Origin of the sequence: Pantoea phytostimulans (genome assembly GCF_046118715.1) — a bacterium.
GTDB lineage: Bacteria > Pseudomonadota > Gammaproteobacteria > Enterobacterales > Enterobacteriaceae > Pantoea > Pantoea phytostimulans.
Window position 1 is genome coordinate 1,472,305 of the sequence record NZ_CP173698.1, and the last position, 25,707, is coordinate 1,498,011.

Genomic DNA, 25,707 nt, shown 5'->3' on the forward strand with positions numbered 1-25,707 from the left:
GCACGCGAGCAACTATTCATTGCTCGCGTGCTATCCATTCAGCCGCGAATGGCCCCTCAGTTTTGCTGCCAACCCAAAAATTGGTCGTACTTACGCAACGCAATGCGGTAATTGTTATTACCCGCATCCGGTAAATCACGTTCCAGACACTCATGCCAGCTATTACCTTGCAGTCTGTCGGCAGGGAAATTTTTGGCTTTCAACATGTCGTCCAGCCGACGTAGCCGCACCACGTATTCACGTATGGTGCTGGGGCTCATTTCAGTCTGTTCGAACAAATATTGCTTAAACGCCATAATGTCGAAATAGTTTGGATGGGTATTACAAAAAATGTCGCTGCAAAAACGACATAACGCGGTCAGTTCGGGCTGAAGTTTCAGCCACAGTGGTTCATCAATCATTTGGTCCATCCGAGCGATGGCCTCTTTATTGATGATCTGACCGCGAAAAACGAGCGCCATACGATCTAATACCTTGCCACAATGCGAACAATGACTTTGGCTGTGTTTATAGTCTTTAAGATAACGACTTAACGGTCTGGCTTTGGTTCTGGCTCCCATTGCTGAGTCCCCGGTTTCTTATATTTTTGAATCGCCAGGAACTGATACTGCTAGCGCGCTCCCGTAAGTCGGGCACGCAGGCGTTTGATCGCCTGACTGTGCAGTTGGCTGACTCGGGATTCCCCTACATCAAGCACCGCGCCAATCTCTTTCAGGTTCAGTTCTTCCTGGTAGTACAGTGTCAGCACCATCTTTTCGCGATCGGGTAACGCTTCGATCGCTTCAATGACGCGCTCACGCAGACTCCCTTCTAACAACTGATGAAGCGGATTAGCCTCTTCGTGGCCTTCCGTCACCAGCTCCGCACTGTCGCCGTGTTCTTCTCGATACTCGTCGTAGGAAAAGAGTTGGCTGTTGTTGGTGTCCAGCAGAATCTGCCGGTACTCCTCCATCGAAACATTCAACTGTTGAGCCACTTCCTGCTCGGTAGCAGCACGCCCCAACGTCTGTTCTACCTGATGCATGGCACCGGCTACCTCGCGTGCGTTACGACGAACGCTACGTGGTGCCCAGTCCCGACTGCGAAGCTCGTCCAGCATTGAGCCACGAATGCGCTGCACTGCATAAGTGGTAAAGGCGGTGCCCTGCAGCGCGTCATAGCGCTCCACGGCATTCAACAGACCAATGCCACCTGCTTGCAGCAGATCGTCAAGCTCAACGCTGGCTGGCAGACGCACCTGAAGGCGCAGCGCTTCGTGCCGCACCAGAGGAACGTAACGCTGCCAGAGCGAATGCTTATCCATCACGCCATCGGCGGTATAGAGATTGTTCACGTTGACTACCCTGCGTTAATGAAGTTATCGGCATGATTATCCAATTCTGTAGGGTTTTTGATTGGGTGAATAGGCGGGGTAAATCGAGGTTATTTCAAATTTGTTATATCAGGAGGCGACGATTACGCCCCCTGTGAAATAGATTAGCGCAGCGCGAGCAGGCGCTGCCGCGTGCCCGACGGCACAGCATCCCACAATGCACAGGTCTGCCCTTCCAGCGCCTGATAAAACGGGCTTATACTTTCAAGCACTTCTTCACCCGGATGAAAATAAATCCGTCCCGATTCACCATCAATATTAATCAATCGGTTAATGAATAAACGCTGCAAATCACTGCGTAAAAACAATCCGTTATCCACGCTGTTGTCGGCTAAAAAGCCCTCTTCGTTTTCACGCGTATCGATATAACAGGCTTCAACCCACGGCCAGTTATGACGATCGGTAAGACGCGTGCCGGTGATCACGCAGGCACCATAGCGCGCTTTAACTGCGGCGGTGAATTCTGTCTGACTGGCGCGTTGCAGCACTTTGGCTTTGACGCGCCGCCCCACTTCTGTTCCTGGCATTACCGCTGTGGGCACTTTATGTTGCGGCGTGCTGAGAACCACAATGAACTGAATGCGTCGCGACTGCGGGAAACAGGGATTGGCCTGCGGGTTAAACAGCTGCCAGTACTCCTCTTCTTCATCCTGGCGCATCAGCACCAGCTTATAGCCGCGACTGGTCAGCAGATTCTGCGCCACCGCGGAGTGCGGATCGATCATCGCGTAAACCCGACTCTCTCCCATTACCTGCCAAAGATTCTCTTTTTTGCCCTGCTCGCTGCGGCGGAAATAGAGAAACGGCAGTTGCTGCTTTAAATAGTGCTCAAAACGGCGCAGATAGTTTTTGCGCTCATTGTCGTTAGAGATGAACAGCAAATCTTCTTGTGGACTGTTGCTCTCTTCATGGGCAAATACCGCGCGAATTTTCAGCGTGCGGAAGCTGGTGCTGGGACTGAGTAAAGCGCGTGCCGTTAACTCTTTATCATCAGGGTATTGCTGGGAGTAGCGTAAGGCGATCTCTTCGAAGGTCAGCAGCTCACCCGGTAACAAGTCATAATTGAAGCGCATAGACACTCCAGAAGTCGGAAAAAAGGATCAATCGTTGTGTTGTTGTAAAAGAAGTTATCGGCAGATCGGAGAGGATCTGTAACAGGACGGTTTCGTTTAGGAATAATCCCCAATAAATAAAAAAACCCCGCCGAAGCGAGGTTTTTACGTCTTTCAAGAGAGCGATTAGCCCTGCAGCAGAGACAGAACCTGCTGTGGAACCTGGTTAGCTTTCGCCAACACTGAGTTACCCGCCTGCTGAACGATCTGTGCTTTAGACATGTTTGAAACTTCGGTTGCGTAGTCAGCATCCTGAATACGAGACTGTGCTTCAGACAGGTTAGTGGTGGTGTTGTTCAGGTTAGTTACCGCTGAATCCAGACGGTTCTGTACCGCACCCAGGCTTGAACGGAAGGTATCAACCTGAGCAATGGCTTTATCCAGCAGAGCTAATGGGTCTGCAGTAGATGTACCAGAGAAAATTGCTGTATTTGCGGTATCTGAAATATCGTTAACGTCTTCCGCAGTATCTTGTGTACCGGCTGCATCCCCGGAGTTAGCAATTGCAGTAGCGCTCAGACTCATGTTTTTACCCTGAATCGCTACGAAACCAACAGCACCACCAGTAGAGTTAGCACCAACCTGAATCAATTGATCCTGTAATGTTCCAGTGCTGCTTGTTGTTGAATCTTCATAAGTAACGTCAGCATGGTTCAATGTTACTGTTCCGCTAGTATCTTCAACAGATACTGAATAATTTTTATCACCTGAAGTTACAACGTAAGATGAAGTTGCTGCGCCATCAGCATCCTGAACATTGCTTAAGGTCAATGTGCTTGCATCGACACCCAATTCAGTTGCTACTGATGATAAATTCACGTCTTTAAGTGAACCGCTCTCACCCACTTGTTTGATCGAATCACTGAGCTTAAGCGCGTTACCTGATACAGAAAAACCTTTCAGTCCAAGAGTAGAAGAATCAATCTGCTTCAGGTCGATATCGATAGTCTGACCATCGTTAGCGCCAACCTGGATTGACATTTTGCCGTCTTTAGCCAGCACGTTCACGCCGTTGAACTGAGTCTGACCAGAAACGCGGTCAATTTCGTCCAGACGTGATTTGATTTCGTCCTGGATTGAAGACAGGTCAGAATCAGAGTTGGTGCCGTTCTGTGCCTGTACGGTCAGTTCACGTACACGCTGTAAGTTGTTGTTGATTTCTGACAGTGCGCCTTCAGTAGTCTGCGCAGCAGAGATACCGTCGTTGGCGTTACGAGCAGCCTGAGTCAGGCCGTTGATGTTAGAGGTGAAACGGTTGGCAATTGCCTGACCAGCAGCGTCATCTTTAGCGCTGTTGATACGTAAACCTGAAGACAGACGCTCGATAGAAGTAGACAGAGCAGACTGGTTCTTGTTGATGTTGTTCTGAGTGATCAGCGAGAGGCTATTGGTATTAATGACTTGGGCCATGATAAATTTTCCTGTTAATCAAGTCTTTCGGTTAAGGTGTGGGCTTCAACCCGCCGGCTTCAACGCCGTCAATGTTGTTATCGTCTGCCCTTGAACAACCTTTAGAATTTTTTTTAGGACCAGGCCAACTTTTTCTGCTGGTTCCTGTCACGCTAATGTTTATCGCCCACCCTCAGAACTTCTTTAGCGTTAATTGAACATTTTTCTAGTCGCCGAAATACCCTTCTCTATATGTCCTATTCGGTTTATTAGCGATGCGTAAATAACCTTAAACTTTACTTAATAAAAGCCGATAACACCGGTATTCAAACTCCGTGTCGACCATATAAAGGAAACAACATGGCTAGTATTTCTACCTTAGGTATCGGTTCAGGCCTCGATTTAAGTACTATTCTGGATAGTCTGACCACTGCAGAGAAAGCGTCATTGACGCCGATTACCACGCAACAGTCCGCGTATACCTCTAAGCTGAGTGCTTACGGCACGCTGAAAAGTGCATTAACGACGTTTCAAACCGCCAACACCAAACTGAATGATGCCGATCTGTTTACCGCCACTTCGGCAACCAGCAGTTCCAGCGCATTTAGCGCCACCACATCAGGTAGCACCGTGGCCGGTAAGTACACCGTCAGCGTAACGCAGCTGGCGCAGGCGCAAACCCTGACGTCAGCGGTGCAAACCAGCAACACCACTGCATTGGGTGACAGCGCTGCCAGCCGCACAATGGCCATCACCCTGACCGATGGCACCAGTAAAAGCATCACGCTAACCGCCGAACAAACCTCACTGACCGGCATGCGCGATGCGATCAACAGCGCCGATGCAGGCGTCACCGCCACGATTATCAAAGTGGGTGACGGCAGTTATCGTTTATCAATGACCTCCAGCGAAACCGGCAGCGACAACGCCGTCAGCAAAATTGAAGTCACGGGCGACGATACGTTACAAGCCGTTGTGGGTTATGACGCTTCAACCACCACCAATGCGATGACCGAAAGTGTGACGGCGCAAAACGCCAAGCTCACCGTGAACAACGTGGCGATTGAAAACAGCAGCAACGAAATCAGTGATGCCCTGGAAGGCGTCACGCTGAATCTCAATGACACCACAACCGGTAACCAGACGCTGACGATCACCAAAGACACGTCAAAAGCGAACAGCGCCATTACCAGCTGGGTCGATGCTTACAATACCTTGCTGGATCAATTCACTACATTAACTAAATACACCGCAGTTGATGTCGGCGCTGATGCGCAAGACTCCAGCAACGGTGCGTTACTGGGCGACAGTACGCTGCGTACCATCCAGACCCAGTTAAAAACCATGCTGACCAATGCGCAAAGCTCATCGACCTATAAAACTATGGCGCAGATTGGCATCACCACCGATCCTACCAGCGGCCAGTTAGAACTCGACTCTGACAAACTGGACACCGCACTGAGTGCAGATCCGGACGGTGTGAAAGAGATGATCGTTGGTGACGGCAAAACCACCGGTATCACCACCACCATCGCGACGAATTTGACCGGCTGGCTCTCATCAACCGGCATTATTCAGGCGGCGACTGACGGCGTCAGTAAAACCCTGAATAACCTGACCGATCAGTACAACACCATGAGCACGCGTATCGATAATCTGGTGGCGCGCTATAAAGCGCAGTTTACCCAGTTAGACGTGCTCATGAGTTCGCTGAACACCACCAGCGACTACTTAACTCAGCAGTTTGCGACTTCCACAAGCTCCAGCAGCAGCTCATCGTAATAAGGAGTAAACATGTACAGCGCAAATGGCACGAAAGCCTATGCAAAAATCGGCGTCGAAAGCGCCGTGATGAGCGCCAGCCAGCATCAGCTGGTTGTGATGCTTTTCGACGGTGCGCTTAGCGCGCTGGTGCGTGCCCGCCTGTTCTTACAGGACGGCAACATTGAGGGAAAAGGTCTTTCCCTCTCAAAAGCGATCAATATTATTGAAAGCGGACTGAAACAAGGCCTCGACGATCACAGCGGTGATGAACTTGCAGATAACCTGCTGGGTCTTTACACCTACATGGTACGTCGTCTGTTACAAGCCAATCTACACAATGACGTAGAAGCCATCGAAGAAGTCGAAAGCCTGCTACGCAATATTGCCGACGCCTGGAAAGAAGTTGCGCAACCTCAACCCCTGATTCAGGACGCCGTTTAATGACTCTTGCACCGCATCTGATTACGACTTACCAACAGTTACTGACGCTAAGCCAGGGGATGCTGCGCCTTGCAACCGACGGCGAATGGGAAGCGTTGATTAGCAAAGAGATGGATTATGTCAGCGCGGTGCAGAAATTAGCGCGTTCAACAGAGGACGCCGCGCCTTCTGTTCAGGTTCTGGATCAGCTGCGTCCCGTCTTACGTCATATCCTTGATAATGAAGCTGAAGTGAAGCGTCTGTTGCAGATACGTATGGATGAGCTGGCCTCGCTGGTCGGTCAATCTTCACGTCAGAAATCCGTGCTTTCCGCTTACGGTAAGCAAGGCGGTATTGTGATGGTGCCGCGCGAAACCCAATCCTAGTTTCCTGCCTTTAACGTGTCGCGCAGATATATTTTTCAGCGCGACGCGCCTTTTTTCCCGCTTACTCCATACTTGATTTTCATCATCCCTCATGGAGTGCAGCGATGCAAAACCCAACCTTATTGCAGTTTTTCCATTGGTATTACCCGAAAGGCGGCAAACTGTGGCCAGAAGTTGCAGAGAAAGCGGCTTGGTTGAGTGAAATCGGTATTACAATGGCGTGGCTTCCACCCAGCTACAAAGGGGGATCGGGTGCAGATTCTGAAGGTTACGATACCTATGATCTGTTTGATCTGGGTGAATTTGACCAAAAAGGCAGCATTGCCACCAAATATGGTGACAAGCAGCAGTTATTAGCCGCTGTTGATACGCTGCGCAGCCACAACGTTGGCGTGGTCATGGACGTGGTGCTGAATCATAAAATTGGCGCTGATGAAAAGGAGAAAATAAAGGTTAACCGCGTCAATCCTGATAACCGAGAAGAGATTGATGATGAAGTACTCGAGTGTGAGGCCTGGACGCGCTTCACCTTTCCGGCGCGCGCGGGCAAATATTCAAAATTCATCTGGGATTACAAATGCTTTAGCGGCGTGGATCATATCGAAAATCCCGACGAAAACGGCGTGTTCAAAATCATCAATGATTACACGGTCGAAGGTTGGAACGACCAGGTTGATAATGAACTCGGCAATTTTGATTATCTGATGGGTGCCAACATTGACTTCCGTAACAACGCGGTGAGTGAAGAATTAAAGTATTGGGCGCGTTGGATTATGGAACAACTGCCCTGCACCGGATTTCGTCTGGATGCAGTGAAGCACATTCCTGCCTGGTTTTATAAAGAATGGATTGATCACATTCAGGATGTCGCCAACGAACCGATGTTTATCGTGGCCGAATACTGGGCGCATGAACTTGATAAATTGCAGCAATATATCGAGCAGGTTGACGGAAAAACCATGCTGTTTGATGCGCCGCTGCACTTGAACTTCCATCAGGCTTCTCTGCAAGGAAGTGAATATGACCTCAGCCAGATATTTGCAAATTCACTGGTGGTCGCCGATCCCTGGCATGCCGTGACCATCGTTGCTAATCACGATACACAGCCGTTGCAATCACTGGAAGCGCCCGTTGAGTCATGGTTTAAACCGCTGGCGTATGCGCTGATTTTGCTGCGCGAACAAGGCGTGCCGACAATTTTCTACCCTGACCTGTTTGGGGCCAACTATGAAGATGAAGGTGATGATGGCGAGATGTATAACATTCAGATACCGGTGATCGCTGAACTGGAAAACTTGATTCGTGCCCGCCAGATCTACGGCTGGGGCGCGCAAACCGACTATTTTGATCATCCGAACTGCGTGGCGTTTAGTCGCAGCGGCACGGAAGAACATCCCGGCTGTGTGGTTATCATGTCAAACGGTGATGAGGGTGAGAAAACGGTGGCGATGGGCGCAGGTTATGCTGGCAAATCCTGGAGCGATTATTTAGGTCATCGCCTGGAAACAGTCACTACCGATGAAGAAGGTAACGCAGTTTTTCTGTGTAACGGCGGCAGCGTGAGCGTCTGGGTGGTTGATAAGAAGTAGTTTGGCGTGTTTGTCCCCCACCTCGGTCCTTTTCAGTAGGGAGTCGTTTGTCCCCCACCTCGGTCCTCCCCCATACATGGGGGAGGAAGATGCTGCCCTATGCGAGTATTGAAGCTGCATGCGGCAGCGTCTCCTTCCCCCGCTTTGCGGGGGAAGGCCGGGATGGGGGCCAGCGCGCAGATGAAGTCGTTTGCCCCCCACCTCAATCCTCCCCCATACATGGGGGAGGAAGATGCTGCAAAATGCGAGTATTGAGTCTGCATGTGGCAGCGTCTCCTTCCCCCGCTTTGCGGGGGAAGGTCGGGATGGGGGCCAGCGCGCAGAGGAATAATCCAAACAGCGCGCAGAGGAGTAATCCAAGCAGTGCAGCTACCCTAGCATTACACTCGGAACTTACTTCTCGTTATTCTGTGTAATCGTTGTGCGCAGCAGTTCTGGTTCGATATTCTGAATCACCGCTGCATCAGGCTGTTTGGCCACTTCATCCAGCGCTTTTTGGCAATCTACGGTTGGACGATCCACTCTACGCAGCGTCAAACCGTCATATTTCAGTTCGCCGTTTTCCACCACCAGCGGCATAACGCGCAGTTGACGATTTACGTTAACGTAATCACCGCTCAGCAAGGTTAATTTCCCCGGCTTGGCGATAATGCGCTGCCATTGGCGACAATCCAGCGTGCTGCCATCAGAATCAATGATCAAACTGGCAATGGCTTGATCGCTAATCAAACCGCCTTGCGGCCCAACGGTTTGCCAGTTGCCTTGCAAACTGGCGGGCGCTGGCGTTTTCACCGCGCTTTTATAGTTATCGATTTGGGCACAGCCGCCCAGCGCCAGTACCGCAATCAGCATCCACTTTTTCATCTTTAATCCCTAAGCTCGCATCAATGGCGGCTACGTTATAATTTTTCCACTAAGCTACGCAAGATATCTGCGCATCCGTAACCGCTTTCAATGCCGCTTTCTTCTCTCTTTCGCTGTTTTACGGCTCATCAACATGCAGCAAAGCGTGACAGCGCCTGGAGATAATTCGAACGTTTGCGCAATCTGCCGCCATAATATGCAAGCGAGTATAGAAGTTTCAACAGAATGCCCCTTCATCTACTTAGCGGCGTATCGGATTCCTGACAATACGATTGCAACAGGCTACACTGGCGCGCTGCAACAGACTTTCAGGAACGTAATGATGAAAACGCCAGAAGCCTATTATGCCCAGGCGCGCGACATGTTTTTCGCCGCCCACGCCGATTTCCAGCAAGCCCTTGATGAACTTACCGAAAGCGATGCGCGCGCCGCAAACTTATCACTGCGACAGTTGCGCGAATGGCATGCCGAACGCATCTACGCTGCGTTTTTACGTCAAAAAAATCTCGATGGGATGATCTTTTCTATTCAGCTGGCTGAACCAGATAAAGCGGTAGCGGCGGACGCGATCGAGACTTATCTCAAATCACATGCCGAATCGTTGGGTATGACGTGGGAAGAGTTTTGCATCAAGAATGAGCTATAAGGCAATCGGGTTAAAGGTGCACTTTAAAAACACCTCCAACCAGTCGAAATCGTCACAATTAAATTGTACAACAAGACAAAACTTGTATAAGTTTGACCCACGACTTCGGTCGCGATTGTCCTTGAACGAATAGTGCTTTTGCACTGCCTCTGGAGGTGTTGCTGGATTTCCACCTCCAGAGGCTAATTTTTTTTACTCCCCTTCTGTTTCTGCCTTGCCATTCACTTCGACGTATTTCGCCACTGCCAGCAAACGATTAATGTGCGTCAACAGCAAATCTACATCAGATTGCAAAAACTCAGTTGAAGAGCGTGAAGCCGTGACGATCGCATCTTGCACCGTTTCGGTGATGGTGAGCGAATTGTCTTGTTTTGCCTGAATCAGCAATGCGGCGATTAACAAAGTTTGCGCTTCGGTCTGCGCTGTCAATTCTTTGGCGTCGACATCCATCTTTGCCATTTTAAGCAGAATATCTATAACCAGCTGTCGCATTGCACTTCTCCTGAAGTCAGTAATTCCAATATGTCGTTTTGACCCGTCCACATTACTCCAGACCAGCACAAATTACTAAACGACATAAAATATTTTGTCTCTGTCGCTCGCGACATCTTGCTACTGTTTTTATTTACAGTATTATGTGCGGGCGATTTTGCCCTCTACGGATTGCCATTATGTTTGTGGAATTGATTTACGATAAGCGTAACGTTGCGGGTTTACCTGGCGCTCGCGAAATGATTTTGCAAGAGCTGGAAAAGCGCGTGCATCGAGTGTTTCCTGATCTTGAAGTTAAGGTTAAGCCGATGGAACGTAACGCTATAGATACCGATTTAAGTAAGAATGATAAAGCTACCATTGCCCGCATCGTCGAAGAGATGTTTGACGAAGCGGAAATGTGGCTGGTGGCCGAGTAACTCCTTCTCAGCCACCGCGACAGTCAGCGGGAGATATTAACTCTCCTGCTCGCTGTGATTGATCTCAATTTCAATATCCTGGATCGCCGCATCCAAATCTTCCAACAGCTTTCCCTGTTTGTTCAGCAGCGCGTCAACGCGGTCCGCATTAACCTTATCTTTGTATTCACCGGCGTCAAATGCTAACCAATGGCTGGAGAGTGTTTCGGTGTTGGTTTGCGCATAGTGACGCATCTCTTTTAACTGAGAAGTCACATCGCGCAGATAATCTGTCTTGCTTTTAGTTTCAACTGAATCACTCATGCTATGTTTCCTTTTGGTTAGTTATTCAATGGCTTTTTACCCAATAAAATGTTGCCTGGAGATTTAAAGATAGTCGAAAATAGCGAAGCCGCATTAGGAATAATCGGAAGCTGCTATTTCCTCTCCGATGAGATCATATTCGCCTCATCGGACTTCACCACTTCCTTCACTTTATCTGCTGTCTTGCTGGCCGTACGATCGGGCAATAAATCGAGTTTGCGCTGCAAGTTGTTAACCTGCGTACTTAACTGTTCAACCTGCGCATCTCGTCGATCAGCCACTTCGCGATAATCCGCCCGAATCTGATTAACCCGCTGATTAGCCGCATGACTTACATACAAAAACATAATGGTCATGATGATACAGATCATCGATAACCCCAGAAACAGCCCGCCGAGAATAACTTTGCGCTTGTTATTAGTAGGGCCAAAATTGTTATCTATTTGAACCATCATTGCGATCCTCCAGAGTCGTAATAAGCCGATCGACTTCATTACGAAACTTATCGTTATGGTCGGCTTCCGTCATCGCCAGCAAAATGCCAAGCGCGTTTTTGATGATGCGTAGATCTGATTCAAGCAAGGAAATTCGACGAAGATTTTTATCGTGCCGCTCACGCAATTCATCGTTCTCCTCGCGCAGCAACAAATTTCCTTCCTTTAACAACATCACCTGCTCTTTGTAACTGGTAATGATTTCGCCACCTGCGCGATTGCTGGTCACAATTGAGGCGATCCCTGCCAGCAGCGGCTTCCAAAATAGTGCCGCTGCGCCCCCACCGAGAACTAAGGCTCCTACACTGGTAATTAAACTACTTTCCATGCTCCACCTCTCTTGCTGGTAAGGTGTCTGGAGCAAAACAACCGGGTCGCACAGACACACTGCGCCATGTATTTAAGTTTACTTAAGTACCATGGTTAAGTAAACTTAAGCCTCTCTTATGCAAAAAGTCAAGCTAATGAAAAACGAAACGACAGGTAACCGCATCTTATTGCGTCGCAAAACACAGGAGCTGACTCAGAAACAGCTCGCTGTTCAGGTTAAGGTTTCCCACGTTGCGATATCGCAGTGGGAAAAAGATGAGACATTGCCAAGGGGTGAAAACTTACTTCGGCTGGCAGAAGCGCTGGAATGCGCACCCGCTTATTTGATTGATGGCGAAGGCCCGATCTTTGATCGCTCGCCAACTGAGACAGGCTTCAGCGCCATTCCGCTGATCGCGCTAGCGGATATCCAGCAATGGACAGAGGGAAAATATGCTCACCTTGAACCTGTTTTATCCAGCGAAAGAGGATTATCGAAGGGCACGTTTGCCGTGCGTATTGAAGACCATGCTATGGCGCCGGCTTATCTGCCGGGAGATGTAGTGATTATTGATCCGCAGCTGGTGCCGCTGCCCGGTGATACGGTTCTGGTCTTTCAGTCTGATAACGCCCTGCTACGCACCTATCGCCCGCGTGGGAAAATTGATGATGTACCGCAATTCGAATTGGCACCGGCAAACATCGATTACCCGGTATTGCATTCACATCAGGAAAAGTTACAACTGGCGGGAACAATTATTGAGTTGCGGCGCTATCGACAGCGTTAAACAAAAAAACCGCCATAGCGCGGTTTTTTGCTTAAGGATTGGGTCATTAACGTTCAGGGTAAACTTACAGTACGTCGGTTAAATGATCGACCACCACTTTGCCCTGTAGATCGGTCTGCATAATACGATAGCTGACCCGATACGAGCGGCGATTGCTGAGTTTATCAAACAACGCCACCACACCTTTTTCTTCACCGCTGTGGTTTACAATGGTCCATTCGGTGACATCTTCCTGCCCACGATTGTTGGTCCGCAAAGTGCCCTTCTCAACTAATTTGTCTTCAGCATCAATCTTTAAATAATCACGTAACATATTGTCGACCTCCCAGTAACGCAGGTTACTATATGCTTTTTATCAATCCTTTCAATCGAATTTATTAATCGATATTCAAGATGCCGCATAGAGGCAATTTATGGCTGATTTGTCCATTCCCCGCTTAACATCTCGGGTATAGCATGGGCCAGCTATACGCGCACAGCGAATGCGCTTAGTAAAACGATCGAGAGATAAAAATTACTTTAGCCCGCCCGATGCGGGCTTTTTTATGCATTTTTGCAGCTACATGACAACTTCGTAACGCCGGATCAGGCAGCCTCGTCTAGACTTTATGCACTGGACAAAAGGAGCGAGCAATGCATAAACATCAGACAAATGAAGAGCGTAAACGCGAAGGTGATGTCAGCAAAAGTTTACCGGAGGCCGCACCAAACGCAGGTAATGCCTATGAAGAGGACGATCATCCGGCAACAGATGCGCCGAAAGATCACGGCGAAGTGCCGCGTAAAAATGATGACAGCGAGGATGATAAAAAGGATCCTTACACCGCTACTTAATCAAATACGCCCCTGTTGAGGGGCGTATTTGTTTACAGCGACTGCTGATAGTTTTCAGGAAAGGGAATGCCCGACTCTTCTAATCGTGACAATTTTTGCAGAATATCGTTGTGTACCGTTTCATCGCCTTCTTGCCAGTAAGGTCTTACTACGTCTAAAACCCGCTGCGCTGTATCAGCATCGTAATTTTCCGGTTCGTTACCTTTCAGCGTCTGGTGAATTTTTTCGTTCATCTCTCTCAGATCAATCATCTCTTTCTCCGTTCAGGGGTAAATAGTTAACCTGTCTCGAGAAAAGTATAGTTCACCTCATTCACCCGATGTCACGGGGATGTGTCTGGTCATGATTGAGCAAAGTGATTAAGTAAGCAAAAACGGATGGCAAGCTATCCCTTTGTTATGACTATTTAGCCGATCAACAGCCGGCAAATCCGGTGCATTCATCATGAATGCCCTTTTTATCTGATACAAAACCGGTCAGGAAATTTAATTCGTACTTTTAAAGGATTAAATAGCTACTCTGCATATTCATAAAACCACCGAGTACAGGAAACATTGTGGGTTGAGTTCCATCACATGCCTGTTAAAAATCATTAAATTTACACTGCCAGCGGTAAGTTATGAATCCGTAACACTCTGTAAAGTACAACAATGATAAAAATAACCTTCTTATTTCTCTCGACTAATCTTTTACTACCATCACAATATTCGTTCCTGTCGAAAAGATTAACTCCAATATCTTTGGTATCAATATTTATAGCATTACTCTAGCCTACAGATGAAAACAATAAGGTGTTGCAGTAGAGAGAATAGTTTGAAATTTTTTACGCCCGCTTCTTGCGGGTTTTTTTATCACGACAACCCAAGAAAACCTTCTTAAACCAATAGGCTCATCCCACACCATGCTTATTTTAAGCCATAGATAATGAATAAATAAATCACAATAACACCCCATAAAGAAGCGTTATTCCCCACTTATCCTTACCGTTCCCAATAAAAAACAACTGTCTATTAAACTAAAGATAAAAATCAGTAATTAATCTTCTAACAAATTATTATCGGCGCATATATTCTTGATAATTCCTAATCTATCGTCCTTTCGCGACTAATATATCTATTCGTGTTTTAATTGAATGCGAGCCCAACACGCGATGACTTAGTGAGTAGCTTTCACACCCGCCCTACGCGGGTTTTTTCAGCTTTGCAATGCAAGTACGCTAAAAACCAGGATCATATTTGTCATTACGTCAGAAATATAAATTAAGGATCCTCTTCTGGCGGCCGATAACTGAGAAGTTAATAGACCGCGTTAATTTATCGTAAAAGTGCCTGCTCAAATGTGGGCTTTTTTTACCCCTATTACGTGTGCATTGGACGAGACAGTGACATTTGATGGTCCTAAAGTAAGTCTGGGTTTATCACTGTCTTCACGACGTCAAAAACTAAGGGCCACGCTGCCTGATTAGCAGGCATTCGATACTTGCTCAGGACTTATTGTCTCTCATTCGCAACGCTTCACAGCAAGGCTAACCGCATCCCTTATCGGAGGATGCAATAAAAAACCGCCCTCAGGCGGCTTAGTGTTTTGGATGTTTTATCCATGGATAACGAAGAGAGATTTACAGTGCGGACAGAGTAAAGCCTGCTCTTTCGAAACTTTTGTAACGGACTGCTTAGACGTTTTCCCGCATGTTGGGCACTTGGCGTCAGTATTGATTCTGGCGATACGGTCCATTACCTGAGTGAAGTAGGACATGGTATTCGGCCTTTTTTATGAATGAGACTAATCGTAACACCGATGATTGTTTTTTAATCAACTCATGATGATTAATCTTACGTTAGATCATAATTTCTGCTTATTTTGCAAAACTGTAATATCTTCAAAACCCCAAAAGATGTATTTGTTTTACTACTTATTGCCTTGAGTGTGATAAGTTAGTAATCCTTGACTATCACTTCGTCAACAAATGGATTCCTGCCAGGGAAACGCTCACGGATGAGCCCCATCGCCTACGCCTTTACTTTCGATTTGATACCTTCGCTAAAATGAATCGTGCTGACAATAAAAAAGCCGCCCGTAGGCGGTTAGATAATAAATTCAATTGATTACGCTGCTTTACTTCTAGCCCAATGAGACGCCTTTCAGCAAGCTCAAGAGGTTCAGATTCAACTTAAGTGACCACAGATAAGGCTCTCAAGTACCCGCAAAATTTGCCAGTCTCAAGATGCATAATGAATGAAAAACTGAATGAATGTGTCCTATCAGTGTCCCACACAGCAGCGATCTAAGCGAATTTCCCTTTTATATCACCCAGTTAATCCGCTACACCTGCATATTCATGATGTCGGAATAAGCTGACACCAGTTTGTTCCTGACCTGAATTCCCATCTGCATTGAAATTGACGATTTCTGCAGATCGACCATCACATCATTCAGCGCAATACCCGGTTTACCCATCTCAAAATCTTGCGCCTGCGAGCGGGCGGTGGTTTGGGTTTCGCTGATCTTATCCAGCGCTGCTTTCATCGTTGCGCCGAAATCAATCTGATGAGTGGCTTCGCTGCTTTTATTGCTCGCCTGCAGCGAAGTCATTTGCAGCTGCTGCAGAACGCCGTCGATTGCCTGAATGGTCATTGCCGATACCTTATTGAAGACAGTGGGATTTTTTCTACGCTGGAAAAGTTATCACATTGTCAATGAGACAAACCCTCTAAATGACTGCAAAAAACCCAGCTTATCCAGCCATCAAATTTTGCGATTCATCAAATAATGCCCGGCATTGAAGTGGAAATTTTATTTACGCAGGTCAGGGAGTCTGTTTTGCCATCACAACTAACCCGGTCAATTACGTCAGGCAGGAATCGGTCATGAATGCGAGTGCAGCCGCCACACAGGATCAAGAAAAGAAAGGCTTAAGTGACCTTTTTGCCCGCCTGCGCGCTAACCCGCGTATTCCGTTAATTATCGCCGCCGCAGCTACCATCGCGGTGGTTTTTGCATTGGTGTTATGGGCGAAAGCGCCGAGCTACAGCGTGCTGTACAACAACCTGTCCGATGAAGACGGCGGCGCGATTGTTACTCAGCTTACCCAGATGAACATTCCTTATCGCTTCGCCGAAAGCGGTGGCGCATTAATGGTACCGGACGAGAAGGTGCATGAACTGCGTCTGCGTCTGGCTCAGCAAGGCTTGCCGAAAGGCGGATCCGTTGGCTTTGAACTGTTAGATAAAGAAAAGTTTGGTATCAGCCAGTTCAGTGAACAGGTGAACTATCAACGTGCGCTGGAAGGTGAACTGGCACGCACTATCGAAACGCTCGGTCCCGTTAAAGCCGTCCGGGTGCATTTGGCGATGCCAAAACCAACCTTGTTCGTCCGTGAGCAGAAAGCCCCTTCCGCGTCCGTCACCTTAACGTTGCAACCTGGCCGTGCGCTGGATGAAGGCCAGATTCAGGCCATCGTGCATATGGTATCGAGCAGCGTAGCGGGTTTACCGCCGGGCAACGTGACAGTTGTCGATCAGGCTGGACGTCTGCTGACCCGCTCTGATGCCGCCGGACGTGACCTGAATGACGCGCAGCTGAAATATGCCGCTGAAGTCGAAGCCCGTTTCCAGCAGCGTATTGAAGCGATCCTGAATCCTATTTTAGGTCAGGGAAATGTGCATGCTCAGGTTACGGCGCAAATCAACTTTAATACCAGCGAGCAGACGGACGAGAAGTATCAGCCAAACGCCCAACCCGACAGCACAGCGATTCGCTCACGCCAAACCAGCACCAGCGATCAATCGGGCAGTCCTTATCCAGGCGGCGTGCCGGGTGCGTTATCGAACCAACCTGCGCCAGCCAATACTGCGCCGGTCAATGCGCCGAACACTAATGCAAACGCAGCCAATGGTCAGAACGCTAACGGGCAAAATGCGAACGCGCAAAACAACGGCAGCACCACCAGCACCGCTGCCAGCGCCGGTCCAACCAATTCGCGTCGTGACGATACCGTTAACTACGAGTTAGATCGCACCATCCGCCATACCAAAATGAACGTTGGCGACGTGCAGCGCCTTTCTGTCGCTGTGGTAGTGAATTACCGCGAAGATGACAAAGGCAAATCGGTTGCGCTGAACGAGCAGCAGCTGAAGCAGATTGAAGACTTAACCCGTGAAGCGATGGGTTATTCGCAAACGCGTGGCGACAGCATCAACGTGGTGAACTCGCAGTTCAATACTACCGAGCCAACCGTGGGTGATCTGCCGTTCTGGCAGCAGCAAGCCTTCTTTGATCAGCTGATGAGCGCCGGTAAGTGGCTGCTGATTGCGCTGGTCGCCTTCATCCTTTATCGCAAGCTGGTGCGTCCGCATCTGGTGCGTAAGAAAGAAGAAGAGAAAGCTGCCGCTGAAGCTGTTGCAGCACGCGCTGCCGCTGCACCGCAAGATGAAGAAGCCTTCAACGTTCAGCTCAGCAAAGATGAGCTGGATCAGGAACGTAAATCAAACAACCGCATGAGCGCTGAAGTCTTGAGCCAGCGTATCCGCGACATGTCTGAAAACGATCCGCGCGTCGTCGCGCTGGTCATTCGCGAATGGATGAGTAAAGAACTATGAGTCTGACCGGTACTGAAAAAAGCGCCATTCTGATGATGACCATTGGCGAAGAGCGCGCTGCGGAAGTTTTCAAGCACCTGAATCAGCGTGAGGTCCAACACCTCAGCGCGGCAATGGCCAATATGCGTCAGGTTTCACACAAACAGCTGACCGAGGTGTTGCGTGAGTTTGAAGCCGACGCCGAGCAGTTTGCAGCGCTGAGCCTCAACTCCAACGAATACTTGCGTTCGGTGTTGGTCAAAGCGCTGGGCGAAGAGCGTGCTTCCAGCTTGCTGGAGGACATTCTCGAAACGCGCGAAACCACCAGCGGTATGGAAACGCTGAACTTTATGGAACCGCAGGCCGCCGCCGACCTTATTCGCGACGAGCACCCGCAAATCATCGCCACCATTCTGGTCCACCTCAAACGGGGTCAGGCGGCAGATATTGTGGCGCTGTTCGACGAGCGTTTACGTCACGACGTCATGCTGCGTATCGCCACCTTCGGCGGCGTTCAACCTGCAGCGTTGGCGGAGCTGACCGAAGTGCTCAACGGCTTGCTGGATGGCACCAACCTCAAGCGTGCGAAGATGGGCGGCGTGAGAACCGCAGCAGAAATTATCAACCTGATGAAAACCCAGCAGGAAGAAGCGGTTATCGAAGCGGTTCGCGATTTCGATGGCGAGCTGGCCCAGAAGATCATCGACGAGATGTTCCTGTTCGAAAACCTGGTCGAAGTGGACGATCGCAGCATCCAGCGCCTGTTGCAGGAAGTGGAATCCGAGCAGTTGCTGATCGCCCTGAAAGGTGCCGAGCAGCCGCTGCGCGAGAAGTTCCTCAAGAACATGTCGGCACGTGCTGCCGATATCCTGCGCGACGATCTGGCCAACCGCGGTCCGGTACGTATGTCTGCCGTCGAGAACGAACAGAAAGCGATCCTGTTGGTGGTACGCCGCCTGGCAGAATCTGGCGAAATGGTAGTGGGCAGCAGCGAGGAAACGTATGTCTGATGCATTTTCCGCGCGCCCGTGGCAGTTGTGGCAGCCCAACGATTTAGGTCGTAGTGATGCGCCCGAGCCAGAACCGCTGCCAGAGATCGAATCGTTTGAAAATGAAGTAGACGAGCAACAGCAACTGCTCGAACGCATGCAGCAGCAAATGCGCAAAGAGGCGCAAGGCCAGGGTTATAACGAAGGTCATCAGCAAGGGTTTGCGGAAGGTCAGAAAACCGGTTACGACGCCGGTTTTGCCCAGGGTTTAGCCGATGCCCAGCAGCAGCATGCTCCGCTTCAGGCGCGTATGCAGCAGTTGGTGACTGAATTCCAGAACACGCTTGAATCGCTGGACAGCGTCATCGCGGCGCGTCTGATGCAGCTGGCGCTGGAAGCGGCGCGCTCTGTGATTGGCCAGGCCACCACGGTGGATGGCAGCGCCCTGCTGCGTCAAATTCAAGGCTTGCTGCAACAGGAACCGATGTTCAGCGGCAAACCGCAGCTGCGGGTGCATCCTGACGATCTGCAACGTATTGAGCAGACGCTGGGGCCAACGCTGGATCTGCACGGCTGGCGTTTGCTGGCCGATAACACGCTGCATCCGGGCGGCTGTAAACTCAGCGCGGAAGATGGCGATCTCGACGCCAGCGTGGCCACGCGCTGGCAGGAACTGTGCCGCCTTGCTGCGCCAGGAGAGTTGTAATGACCACGCGTCTTAATCGCTGGCTTGGCGCGCTCGACGCGTTTGAAGGCCGCATTGCACAAGTTCAGCCGGTTCGCCGCTATGGCCGTTTAACCCGCGCGACCGGTCTGGTACTGGAAGCGACCGGTTTGCAGCTGCCGCTCGGTGCGACCTGCGTGATTGAACGTAACGATGGCAAGAAGATCACCGAAGTTGAAAGTGAAGTGGTGGGCTTTAACGGTCAGAAACTGTTTTTAATGCCGCTGGAAGAAGTGGATGGCATTTTGCCCGGCGCACGCGTGTATGCACGCCAGACCAGTGAAAACCCACAGGCAGGTAAACAATTACTGCTGGGCCCGCAGCTATTAGGCCGCGTGCTGGACGGCAGCGGTCGTCCGCTCGACGGTTTGCCGTCACCCGACACCGGCTACCGCGCACCGCTGATCACCCCACCGTTTAACCCGTTGCAACGTACCCCAATCACTGACGTGCTGGATACCGGCGTACGCGCCATCAACTCGCTGCTTACAGTGGGACGCGGTCAACGTATGGGGCTGTTTGCCGGTTCCGGCGTGGGTAAAAGTGTGTTGCTCGGCATGATGGCGCGTTACACCGAAGCTGATGTGATTGTCGTGGGTCTGATCGGTGAGCGTGGACGAGAAGTAAAAGACTTTATCGAGAACATTCTGGGTGCGGAAGGTCGTGCCCGTTCAGTGGTGATTGCCGCTCCCGCCGATGTTTCTCCTTTATTACGTATGCAAGGTGCCGCTTACGCTACGCGTATCGCCGAAGATTTTCGCGATCGCGGCAAGCATGTGCTGTTGATCATGGATTCCCTGACGCGCTACGCCATGGCGCAGCGTGAGATCGCGCTGGCGATCGGCGAACCACCGGCCACCAAAGGCTATCCACCTTCCGTGTTTGCCAAGCTCCCTGCTCTGGTAGAACGCGCCGGTAACGGCATTGATGGCGGCGGTTCAATTACTGCGTTTTATACCGTACTGACCGAAGGCGACGATCAGCAAGACCCGATCGCGGACTCCGCACGTGCGATCCTGGATGGTCACATCGTGTTGTCTCGCCGTCTGGCGGAAGCGGGTCACTATCCCGCGATAGATATCGAAGCTTCAATCAGCCGTGCCATGACCTCGCTGATTGATGAAAACCATTACGCGCGGGTACGCCAGTTCAAGCAGTTGCTCTCCAGCTTCCAGCGCAACCGCGACTTGGTCAGTGTCGGTGCCTATGCTGCGGGTAGCGACCCGATGCTGGATAAAGCCATCAAACTCTATCCGCAAATGGAAGCTTTCCTGCAACAAGGCATTTTTGAACGCAGCGATTACGACGACGCCTGTCTGCATCTTCATGCTTTGTTTGGTTAAGACACGTTCGGTTAATCAGTGAGGTAACAGCAATGAAAACTGCAAATGCCATCGACACACTGCGTGATCTTGCGGAGCAGGATCTGGAAAAAGCGGTGATTTTTTTAGGCGACATGCGTCGTGGTCAGCAAGCCGCTGATCAGCAACTCACCATGCTGCTCGATTATCAGGATGAATACCGCAATAAGCTCAACGACAACATGTCGACCGGTATCGCCAATAACCGCTGGACCAACTATCACCAGTTTATCCAAACGCTGGAAAAAGCCATTGAGCAGCACCGCAACCAATTACAGCACTGGAATCAGCGCCTTGAGCAGGCGCTGGTGAACTGGCGTGAGAAACAACAGCGGCTTAACGCCTATCAAACGTTGATCACGCGCGCGGCTGAAACCGCCTTACAACAAGAAAACCGTCTCGATCAGAAACGGATGGATGAATTTGCCCAACGGGCCGCCTTTAGGAGAGCCGAATGATTACGCTGCCAACACTTAGCACGCAGACCGTGGCTACCGGTGATGCTGATACTTCAATGTCCACAGACATTTTATCGGGTGCCGATGCGATGCCGCAGGACTTCCTGACGGCGCTGGGTAATCAATTATTAACGCTGGCCAAACAGCCTGGGAAAGTCACGCAATTAACTGATCAACTTGAAGAAAGCGAAGCGGATACCAAGCCGACCAGCGCGCTGAATGCGCTGCTGGCAGCGCTGGAAAATCCCGATGCAGTGAATGCGTTGCTGAAGCCGGAAAATATTAAAGCCGCCACGAAATCAGCCGATGATAAAGATAAGCAAGACGCCAGTACATTAAGCGCCAGTGAGATGCAAAACGTGCAGGCACTGTTTGCCATGTTACCGGCAGCAGCCGCTAACAATGCAACGCCCGCCGTTGCCAGCAGCGAGTTGACACAAAGCGATGTGCGCCGCAATACGCTGTCATCGCTGTCGCAAGCCGTGAACAGCGCGCTGACCAGCAAAGATGAGGCGCCTGAAGGTAAAAGCAGCAAAGCCAGTGACAACAGCGCGCTGATGGGTAAAACCCCTGTGGCAGCCAGCAACACGGCGGCGGTAAGCAGTAATAACAACAGCAATGCGCTGAATCTCGACAGCAGCTTTCAACAGGTGTTGAGCAGCTTGAGCAAGCAGGATGATCAGTCCGCGCCTAAAAACAGCACCAGCGATAATTTGCTGGTGACCAGCGCACCGATCTCCAGTGCCAGTTCGCTGACCGCACCGCTGAATGCCTCAGCGACGACCAATACGCCATCAACCCCGATGCTGAATGCGCAGCTCGGCAGCAACGAATGGCAGCAGGCGCTGAGCCAGCAAATTGTGATGTTCAGCCGTAACGGTCAGCAGAACGCAGAGTTGCGTTTGCATCCTGAAGACCTTGGCGCCATCCAGATCAGCCTGAAACTGGATAACGACACGGCACAGTTAAATATGGTTTCCAGCCACAGCCACGTAAGGGCGGCGCTGGAAGCTGCCCTCCCGCAGCTGCGTCATGCGCTGGCAGAGAGCGGCATTAACCTGGGTGAGAGTCAGGTAAGCAGTGACAGTTCCGCGCAAGGCCAGAGCTTCCAGCAGCAGCAGGAGGCGCGCCGCGATGGACAACATGGCCGCTTCTCCCTCTCCCAGGACAGTGATAATGACATCACGCCGATTGCTGTGCCCGCCGCCCTCCAGGCGCGTGTAGCAGGCAACGGCGCCGTCGACACCTTTGCCTGACAGCGACAAACGCTGAAGGTAAGCGTAAAACTCGCGTCTTTTCTTCCCATTGTTTGACTTAAGACGCGGGATAATCTGTTCAGGTGAGCCGAGAGGCTTGCCCATAATTCACAGGAAGTAACTGCAAAAATGTCTGAAAACGCGAAAGCTAAAGGCCGCAAACGTTCAATCTTAATTCCGGTGTTACTGGTGGTAACGCTGGCCGCTTGTAGCGTGGCAGGCTATGCAGTCTGGCGAATGATGAATAAACACGAGGGCGATAAGCCGGAAGTCGCGAAAGTCGAACCACCTGCCGCCCCGGTATTTTTTGCACTTGATACATTTACGGTTAACCTGGTCAATCCCGACAACGATCCTGACCGCGTGCTGTACGTAGGCTTTACCCTGCGTCTGCCGGATGAGGACACCCGTCGTCGGATGAATGACTATCTGCCTGAGGTACGCAGCCGTCTGCTGCTACTGCTCTCACGTCAGAGCGCGAATGCGCTAGCGTCAGAGCAAGGAAAGCAAGCGCTTGTTGAGCAAATCAAACAGGCACTGTCTCCACCACTGGTAAAAGGTCAACCTCCGCAGGCCGTGAACGACGTGCTGTTTACTGCCTTCATTTTGAGGTGAATCAATGGGCGATAGCATTCTCTCCCAAGCTGAAATTGACGCGCTACTCAACGGCGACAGTGACAGCAAGGAAGATGAAAAGATTCAGAAAGGGCCGGAAGGCGACATTCGTCCTTACGACCCGAATACACAGCGCCGTGTAGTACGCGAACGTCTGCAGGCGCTGGAAATTATTAATGAGCGTTTTGCTCGTCAGTTCCGTATGGCGCTGTTTAACCTGCTGCGCCGTAGCCCTGATATTTCTGTGGGTGCGATCAAGATTCAGCCGTATCACGAGTTTGCCCGCAACCTGCCGGTGCCAACCAACCTGAACCTGATCCACCTGAAGCCGCTACGCGGCACTGCGCTGGTGGTGTTTTCACCCAGCCTGGTGTTTATCGCGGTTGATAACCTGTTTGGTGGTGATGGTCGCTTCCCGACTAAAGTGGAAGGCCGTGAGTTTACCCACACTGAGCAGCGCGTTATCCGCCGTATGCTGAAGCTGGCGCTGGATGGTTACAGTGATGCATGGAAAGCCATTTACCCGCTGGACGTAGAGTATGTACGTTCAGAGATGCAGGTAAAATTCACCAACATCACCACTTCACCGAACGACATCGTGGTTAACACGCCGTTCCAGGTGGAGATTGGTAACCTGGTCGGTGAATTTAATATCTGTATTCCGTTTTCGATGATAGAGCCGCTGCGCGAGCTGCTGGTGAACCCGCCGCTGGAAAACTCCCGTCAGGAAGATAATCACTGGCGCGATAACCTGGTGAAGCAGGTTCAGCACTCTGAGCTGGAGCTGATTGCGCACTTTGCTGAGACTTCACTGCGTCTGTCACGCATTTTGCAGCTGAAGCCAGGCGATGTACTGCCGATTGAGAAGCCCGAGCGCATCATCGCCCATGTGGATGGCGTGCCGGTATTAACCAGCCAATATGGCACGATCAACGGCCAATATGCCCTGCGTGTCGAACATCTGATTAACCCGATTTTGAATTCGCTGAACGAGGAACAGCCCAATGAGTGACAGCAAGAAACCGTCCGATGACAACATCTCTGCGGACGATCTGTGGGCTGAGGCAATGAACGAACAAGCTGGCACCAGCGCGCCACAGAGCGACGATGTGTTTAAAACATTCGAGAGCAGCAATATCTCTGGCTCGCTGCAGGATATCGATCTGATTATGGATATCCCGGTGAAACTCACCGTGGAACTGGGCCGTACCAAAATGACCATCAAAGAGCTGCTGCGCCTGACGCAAGGTTCAGTGGTGTCACTGGATGGTCTGGCGGGTGAACCTTTAGATATCCTGATCAACGGTTACCTGATTGCTCAAGGTGAAGTTGTGGTGGTGAACGACAAATATGGCGTGCGCATCACCGATATCATCACCCCTTCTGAACGTATGCGTCGCCTGAGTCGTTAATAATGAATAACCAGTCTCAAACACTGCATCCCGCCGCGCCGCAAACGCAGGCGATTTCTACCGGTTCTGTAGTGACGCAAGTCAGCAGCGTGTTAGCCGGGATTGTATTGTTGATACTGGCTTTTGCCTGGCTGGCGCGCCGCCTCGGTTTCGCACCGAAGAAGGTCAGCAGCCAGGAACTCAAAATGACCGCCAGTGTTCAGGTCGGTCAGCGTGAACGCGTTGTGATTGTTGATACTGCCGATGCGCGCCTGGTCCTTGGCGTCACCGCTCAGCACATCACCCATTTGCACACGTTGCCGCCTGCTGCGCCGGAAGAAAATGCGCCATCAGGCGCTGCGCCACAAGATTTTCGCCAACTGCTACAGAATCTGGTTAAACGTCCCGGAAAACACCCATGATGCGTCGACTGCTTTCTCTTCTGCCGCTGCTGTTGCTGGCACCGGTTGCCCATGCCCAACTGCCGGGTTTGGTGAGTCATCCGTTAGCCAATGGCGGTCAAAGCTGGTCACTGCCGGTGCAGACGCTGGTGTTTATCACCGCGCTGACGTTTATCCCCGCGGTATTGCTGATGATGACCAGCTTTACCCGCATCATTATCGTTTTTGGCCTGCTGCGTAACGCCCTGGGCACGCCTTCTGCACCGCCTAATCAGGTTTTGCTGGGCCTGTCGCTGTTTCTGACCTTCTTTATTATGGCGCCGACCTTCGACAAGATTTATCAGGATGCTTACCTGCCCTTCAGCCAGGACAAGATCACCATGGACGTGGCGATTGAAAAAGGGGCGCAACCGCTGCGCGACTTTATGCTGCGCCAGACGCGAGAAGCAGATTTAGCGCTGTTTGCCCGCCTGGCTAATACACCACCTATTGCTGGCCCTGAAGCCGTACCGATGCGTATCCTGCTGCCTGCTTACGTGACCAGCGAACTGAAAACGGCGTTCCAGATTGGCTTTACCGTCTTCATTCCCTTCCTGATTATCGATTTGGTGGTCGCCAGCGTGTTAATGGCGCTGGGGATGATGATGGTTCCGCCTGCCACCATTTCACTGCCGTTTAAGTTGATGCTGTTTGTATTAGTGGATGGCTGGCAATTGCTGGTCGGTTCGCTGGCGCAAAGCTTCTATTCCTGATT

Annotated in this window: 32 protein-coding genes; 19 read left to right on the forward strand and 13 right to left on the reverse strand. The window is 50.6% G+C overall.

What is annotated here, in order from left to right; genetic code table 11:
* Positions 1-56: 56 nt before the first annotated feature.
* The 4 genes from fliZ to ACF2G4_RS06945 all read right to left on the reverse strand — a co-directional run bounded on the left by fliZ (position 57) and on the right by ACF2G4_RS06945 (position 3,894).
* Positions 57-560, reverse strand: coding sequence for a flagella biosynthesis regulatory protein FliZ (gene fliZ / locus ACF2G4_RS06930; RefSeq protein WP_409075745.1), 504 nt, complete (start codon positions 558-560; stop codon positions 57-59).
* Between the two features lie 50 nt (positions 561-610).
* Positions 611-1,333, reverse strand: coding sequence for an RNA polymerase sigma factor FliA (locus ACF2G4_RS06935; protein ID WP_215846557.1), 723 nt, complete (start codon positions 1,331-1,333; stop codon positions 611-613).
* Positions 1,334-1,476: 143 nt separating this feature from the next.
* Positions 1,477-2,445 carry an HNH endonuclease signature motif containing protein gene (locus tag ACF2G4_RS06940; RefSeq protein ID WP_409075746.1) on the reverse strand — a complete coding sequence of 323 codons (969 nt, stop codon included), beginning with the start codon at positions 2,443-2,445 and terminating at the stop codon, positions 1,477-1,479.
* A 165-nt stretch (positions 2,446-2,610) separates the two neighbouring features.
* Positions 2,611-3,894: a FliC/FljB family flagellin gene (locus ACF2G4_RS06945; protein WP_409075747.1), complete on the reverse strand. Its 1,284-nt coding sequence runs from the start codon at positions 3,892-3,894 to the stop codon at positions 2,611-2,613.
* 339 nt (positions 3,895-4,233) lie between these two features.
* Here ACF2G4_RS06945 and fliD point away from each other — a divergent pair, with 339 nt between their 5' ends.
* From fliD to amyA, 4 genes are all read left to right on the forward strand, one after another.
* Positions 4,234-5,655 (forward strand): flagellar filament capping protein FliD, encoded by a 1,422-nt coding sequence (gene fliD, locus ACF2G4_RS06950; RefSeq protein WP_409075748.1) that lies wholly within the window; start codon positions 4,234-4,236, stop codon positions 5,653-5,655.
* Between the two features lie 12 nt (positions 5,656-5,667).
* The gene (gene fliS, locus ACF2G4_RS06955; RefSeq protein ID WP_409075749.1) at positions 5,668-6,078 is read left to right on the forward strand and encodes a flagellar export chaperone FliS; all 411 of its coding nucleotides are present in this window, start codon (positions 5,668-5,670) and stop codon (positions 6,076-6,078) included.
* The gene (gene fliT / locus ACF2G4_RS06960; RefSeq protein ID WP_409075750.1) at positions 6,078-6,443 is read left to right on the forward strand and encodes a flagella biosynthesis regulatory protein FliT; all 366 of its coding nucleotides are present in this window, start codon (positions 6,078-6,080) and stop codon (positions 6,441-6,443) included. Before fliS ends, fliT begins: the two co-directional genes overlap by 1 nt.
* 104 nt (positions 6,444-6,547) lie before the next feature.
* Positions 6,548-8,032: an alpha-amylase gene (gene amyA, locus ACF2G4_RS06965; RefSeq protein WP_243077687.1), complete on the forward strand. Its 1,485-nt coding sequence runs from the start codon at positions 6,548-6,550 to the stop codon at positions 8,030-8,032.
* 393 nt (positions 8,033-8,425) lie between these two features.
* On the opposite strand, the gene yedD is transcribed toward amyA, so the two are convergent.
* A complete protein-coding gene (gene yedD, locus ACF2G4_RS06970; RefSeq protein ID WP_243077686.1) occupies positions 8,426-8,896 on the reverse strand; it encodes a lipoprotein YedD in 471 nt (156 codons plus the stop codon).
* Positions 8,897-9,218: 322 nt separating this feature from the next.
* Between yedD and ACF2G4_RS06975 the strand changes: the two genes are divergently transcribed.
* Positions 9,219-9,542 (forward strand): DUF6388 family protein, encoded by a 324-nt coding sequence (locus tag ACF2G4_RS06975; RefSeq protein ID WP_332627327.1) that lies wholly within the window; start codon positions 9,219-9,221, stop codon positions 9,540-9,542.
* 192 nt (positions 9,543-9,734) lie between these two features.
* Here the strand turns inward: ACF2G4_RS06975 and iraP are convergent, their stop codons facing one another.
* The gene (iraP, locus tag ACF2G4_RS06980; protein ID WP_215846552.1) at positions 9,735-10,034 is read right to left on the reverse strand and encodes an anti-adapter protein IraP; all 300 of its coding nucleotides are present in this window, start codon (positions 10,032-10,034) and stop codon (positions 9,735-9,737) included.
* Positions 10,035-10,213: 179 nt separating this feature from the next.
* Here iraP and ACF2G4_RS06985 point away from each other — a divergent pair, with 179 nt between their 5' ends.
* Positions 10,214-10,453: a DinI-like family protein gene (locus ACF2G4_RS06985; protein ID WP_215846551.1), complete on the forward strand. Its 240-nt coding sequence runs from the start codon at positions 10,214-10,216 to the stop codon at positions 10,451-10,453.
* Positions 10,454-10,489: 36 nt separating this feature from the next.
* On the opposite strand, the gene ACF2G4_RS06990 is transcribed toward ACF2G4_RS06985, so the two are convergent.
* The 3 genes from ACF2G4_RS06990 to ACF2G4_RS07000 form a co-directional block, all read right to left on the reverse strand.
* Positions 10,490-10,756, reverse strand: a complete 267-nt coding sequence (locus ACF2G4_RS06990) for a hypothetical protein (protein ID WP_215846550.1) — start codon at positions 10,754-10,756, stop codon at positions 10,490-10,492.
* 113 nt (positions 10,757-10,869) lie between these two features.
* Positions 10,870-11,211, reverse strand: a complete 342-nt coding sequence (locus tag ACF2G4_RS06995; protein ID WP_347568896.1) for a hypothetical protein — start codon at positions 11,209-11,211, stop codon at positions 10,870-10,872.
* Complete coding sequence (locus ACF2G4_RS07000; protein WP_215846549.1) at positions 11,192-11,578, reverse strand: hypothetical protein; 387 nt, start codon at positions 11,576-11,578, stop codon at positions 11,192-11,194. The genes ACF2G4_RS06995 and ACF2G4_RS07000 overlap by 20 nt, the downstream gene beginning before the upstream one ends.
* Before the next feature lie 136 nt (positions 11,579-11,714).
* On the opposite strand from ACF2G4_RS07000, the gene ACF2G4_RS07005 reads away from it, so the two are divergent.
* Complete coding sequence (locus tag ACF2G4_RS07005) at positions 11,715-12,347, forward strand: helix-turn-helix domain-containing protein (protein WP_409075751.1); 633 nt, start codon at positions 11,715-11,717, stop codon at positions 12,345-12,347.
* A gap of 64 nt (positions 12,348-12,411) precedes the next feature.
* Here ACF2G4_RS07005 and ACF2G4_RS07010 read toward each other — a convergent pair whose 3' ends face one another.
* The gene (locus ACF2G4_RS07010; protein ID WP_215846547.1) at positions 12,412-12,660 is read right to left on the reverse strand and encodes a hypothetical protein; all 249 of its coding nucleotides are present in this window, start codon (positions 12,658-12,660) and stop codon (positions 12,412-12,414) included.
* A gap of 320 nt (positions 12,661-12,980) precedes the next feature.
* Here ACF2G4_RS07010 and ACF2G4_RS07015 point away from each other — a divergent pair, with 320 nt between their 5' ends.
* Positions 12,981-13,181, forward strand: a complete 201-nt coding sequence (locus ACF2G4_RS07015) for a hypothetical protein (protein WP_243077683.1) — start codon at positions 12,981-12,983, stop codon at positions 13,179-13,181.
* 32 nt (positions 13,182-13,213) lie between these two features.
* Here ACF2G4_RS07015 and ACF2G4_RS07020 read toward each other — a convergent pair whose 3' ends face one another.
* The 3 genes from ACF2G4_RS07020 to fliE form a co-directional block, all read right to left on the reverse strand.
* A complete protein-coding gene (locus tag ACF2G4_RS07020) occupies positions 13,214-13,432 on the reverse strand; it encodes a hypothetical protein (RefSeq protein WP_409075752.1) in 219 nt (72 codons plus the stop codon).
* A gap of 1,342 nt (positions 13,433-14,774) precedes the next feature.
* A complete protein-coding gene (locus ACF2G4_RS07025; protein WP_215846544.1) occupies positions 14,775-14,936 on the reverse strand; it encodes a YnfU family zinc-binding protein in 162 nt (53 codons plus the stop codon).
* A 567-nt stretch (positions 14,937-15,503) separates the two neighbouring features.
* Positions 15,504-15,815, reverse strand: a complete 312-nt coding sequence (gene fliE / locus ACF2G4_RS07030; protein WP_215846543.1) for a flagellar hook-basal body complex protein FliE — start codon at positions 15,813-15,815, stop codon at positions 15,504-15,506.
* 233 nt (positions 15,816-16,048) lie between these two features.
* Between fliE and fliF the strand changes: the two genes are divergently transcribed.
* The 11 genes from fliF (at position 16,049) to fliP (ending at position 25,705) form a co-directional block, all read left to right on the forward strand.
* Complete coding sequence (gene fliF / locus ACF2G4_RS07035; RefSeq protein WP_243077681.1) at positions 16,049-17,779, forward strand: flagellar basal-body MS-ring/collar protein FliF; 1,731 nt, start codon at positions 16,049-16,051, stop codon at positions 17,777-17,779.
* A complete protein-coding gene (gene fliG, locus ACF2G4_RS07040; protein WP_215846542.1) occupies positions 17,776-18,768 on the forward strand; it encodes a flagellar motor switch protein FliG in 993 nt (330 codons plus the stop codon). Before fliF ends, fliG begins: the two co-directional genes overlap by 4 nt.
* On the forward strand, positions 18,761-19,453 hold the full coding sequence (fliH, locus tag ACF2G4_RS07045; protein WP_215846541.1) for a flagellar assembly protein FliH: 693 nt from the start codon (positions 18,761-18,763) through the stop codon (positions 19,451-19,453). Before fliG ends, fliH begins: the two co-directional genes overlap by 8 nt.
* Complete coding sequence (gene fliI, locus ACF2G4_RS07050) at positions 19,453-20,814, forward strand: flagellar protein export ATPase FliI (protein ID WP_215846540.1); 1,362 nt, start codon at positions 19,453-19,455, stop codon at positions 20,812-20,814. Before fliH ends, fliI begins: the two co-directional genes overlap by 1 nt.
* Positions 20,815-20,846: 32 nt before the next feature.
* On the forward strand, positions 20,847-21,290 hold the full coding sequence (fliJ, locus tag ACF2G4_RS07055) for a flagellar export protein FliJ (protein WP_215846539.1): 444 nt from the start codon (positions 20,847-20,849) through the stop codon (positions 21,288-21,290).
* Entirely contained in the window at positions 21,287-22,546 is a 1,260-nt protein-coding gene (locus ACF2G4_RS07060) for a flagellar hook-length control protein FliK (protein WP_409075753.1), read from the forward strand. Before fliJ ends, ACF2G4_RS07060 begins: the two co-directional genes overlap by 4 nt.
* Positions 22,547-22,675: 129 nt before the next feature.
* Entirely contained in the window at positions 22,676-23,161 is a 486-nt protein-coding gene (gene fliL / locus ACF2G4_RS07065; protein ID WP_215846537.1) for a flagellar basal body-associated protein FliL, read from the forward strand.
* Positions 23,162-23,165: 4 nt separating this feature from the next.
* On the forward strand, positions 23,166-24,173 hold the full coding sequence (gene fliM / locus ACF2G4_RS07070; RefSeq protein WP_215846536.1) for a flagellar motor switch protein FliM: 1,008 nt from the start codon (positions 23,166-23,168) through the stop codon (positions 24,171-24,173).
* On the forward strand, positions 24,166-24,573 hold the full coding sequence (gene fliN / locus ACF2G4_RS07075; RefSeq protein ID WP_215846535.1) for a flagellar motor switch protein FliN: 408 nt from the start codon (positions 24,166-24,168) through the stop codon (positions 24,571-24,573). Before fliM ends, fliN begins: the two co-directional genes overlap by 8 nt.
* Positions 24,574-24,575: 2 nt before the next feature.
* Positions 24,576-24,974 (forward strand): flagellar biosynthetic protein FliO, encoded by a 399-nt coding sequence (gene fliO / locus ACF2G4_RS07080; RefSeq protein ID WP_215846534.1) that lies wholly within the window; start codon positions 24,576-24,578, stop codon positions 24,972-24,974.
* Positions 24,974-25,705, forward strand: coding sequence for a flagellar type III secretion system pore protein FliP (gene fliP / locus ACF2G4_RS07085; RefSeq protein WP_243078486.1), 732 nt, complete (start codon positions 24,974-24,976; stop codon positions 25,703-25,705). Before fliO ends, fliP begins: the two co-directional genes overlap by 1 nt.
* Positions 25,706-25,707: the final 2 nt, after the last annotated feature.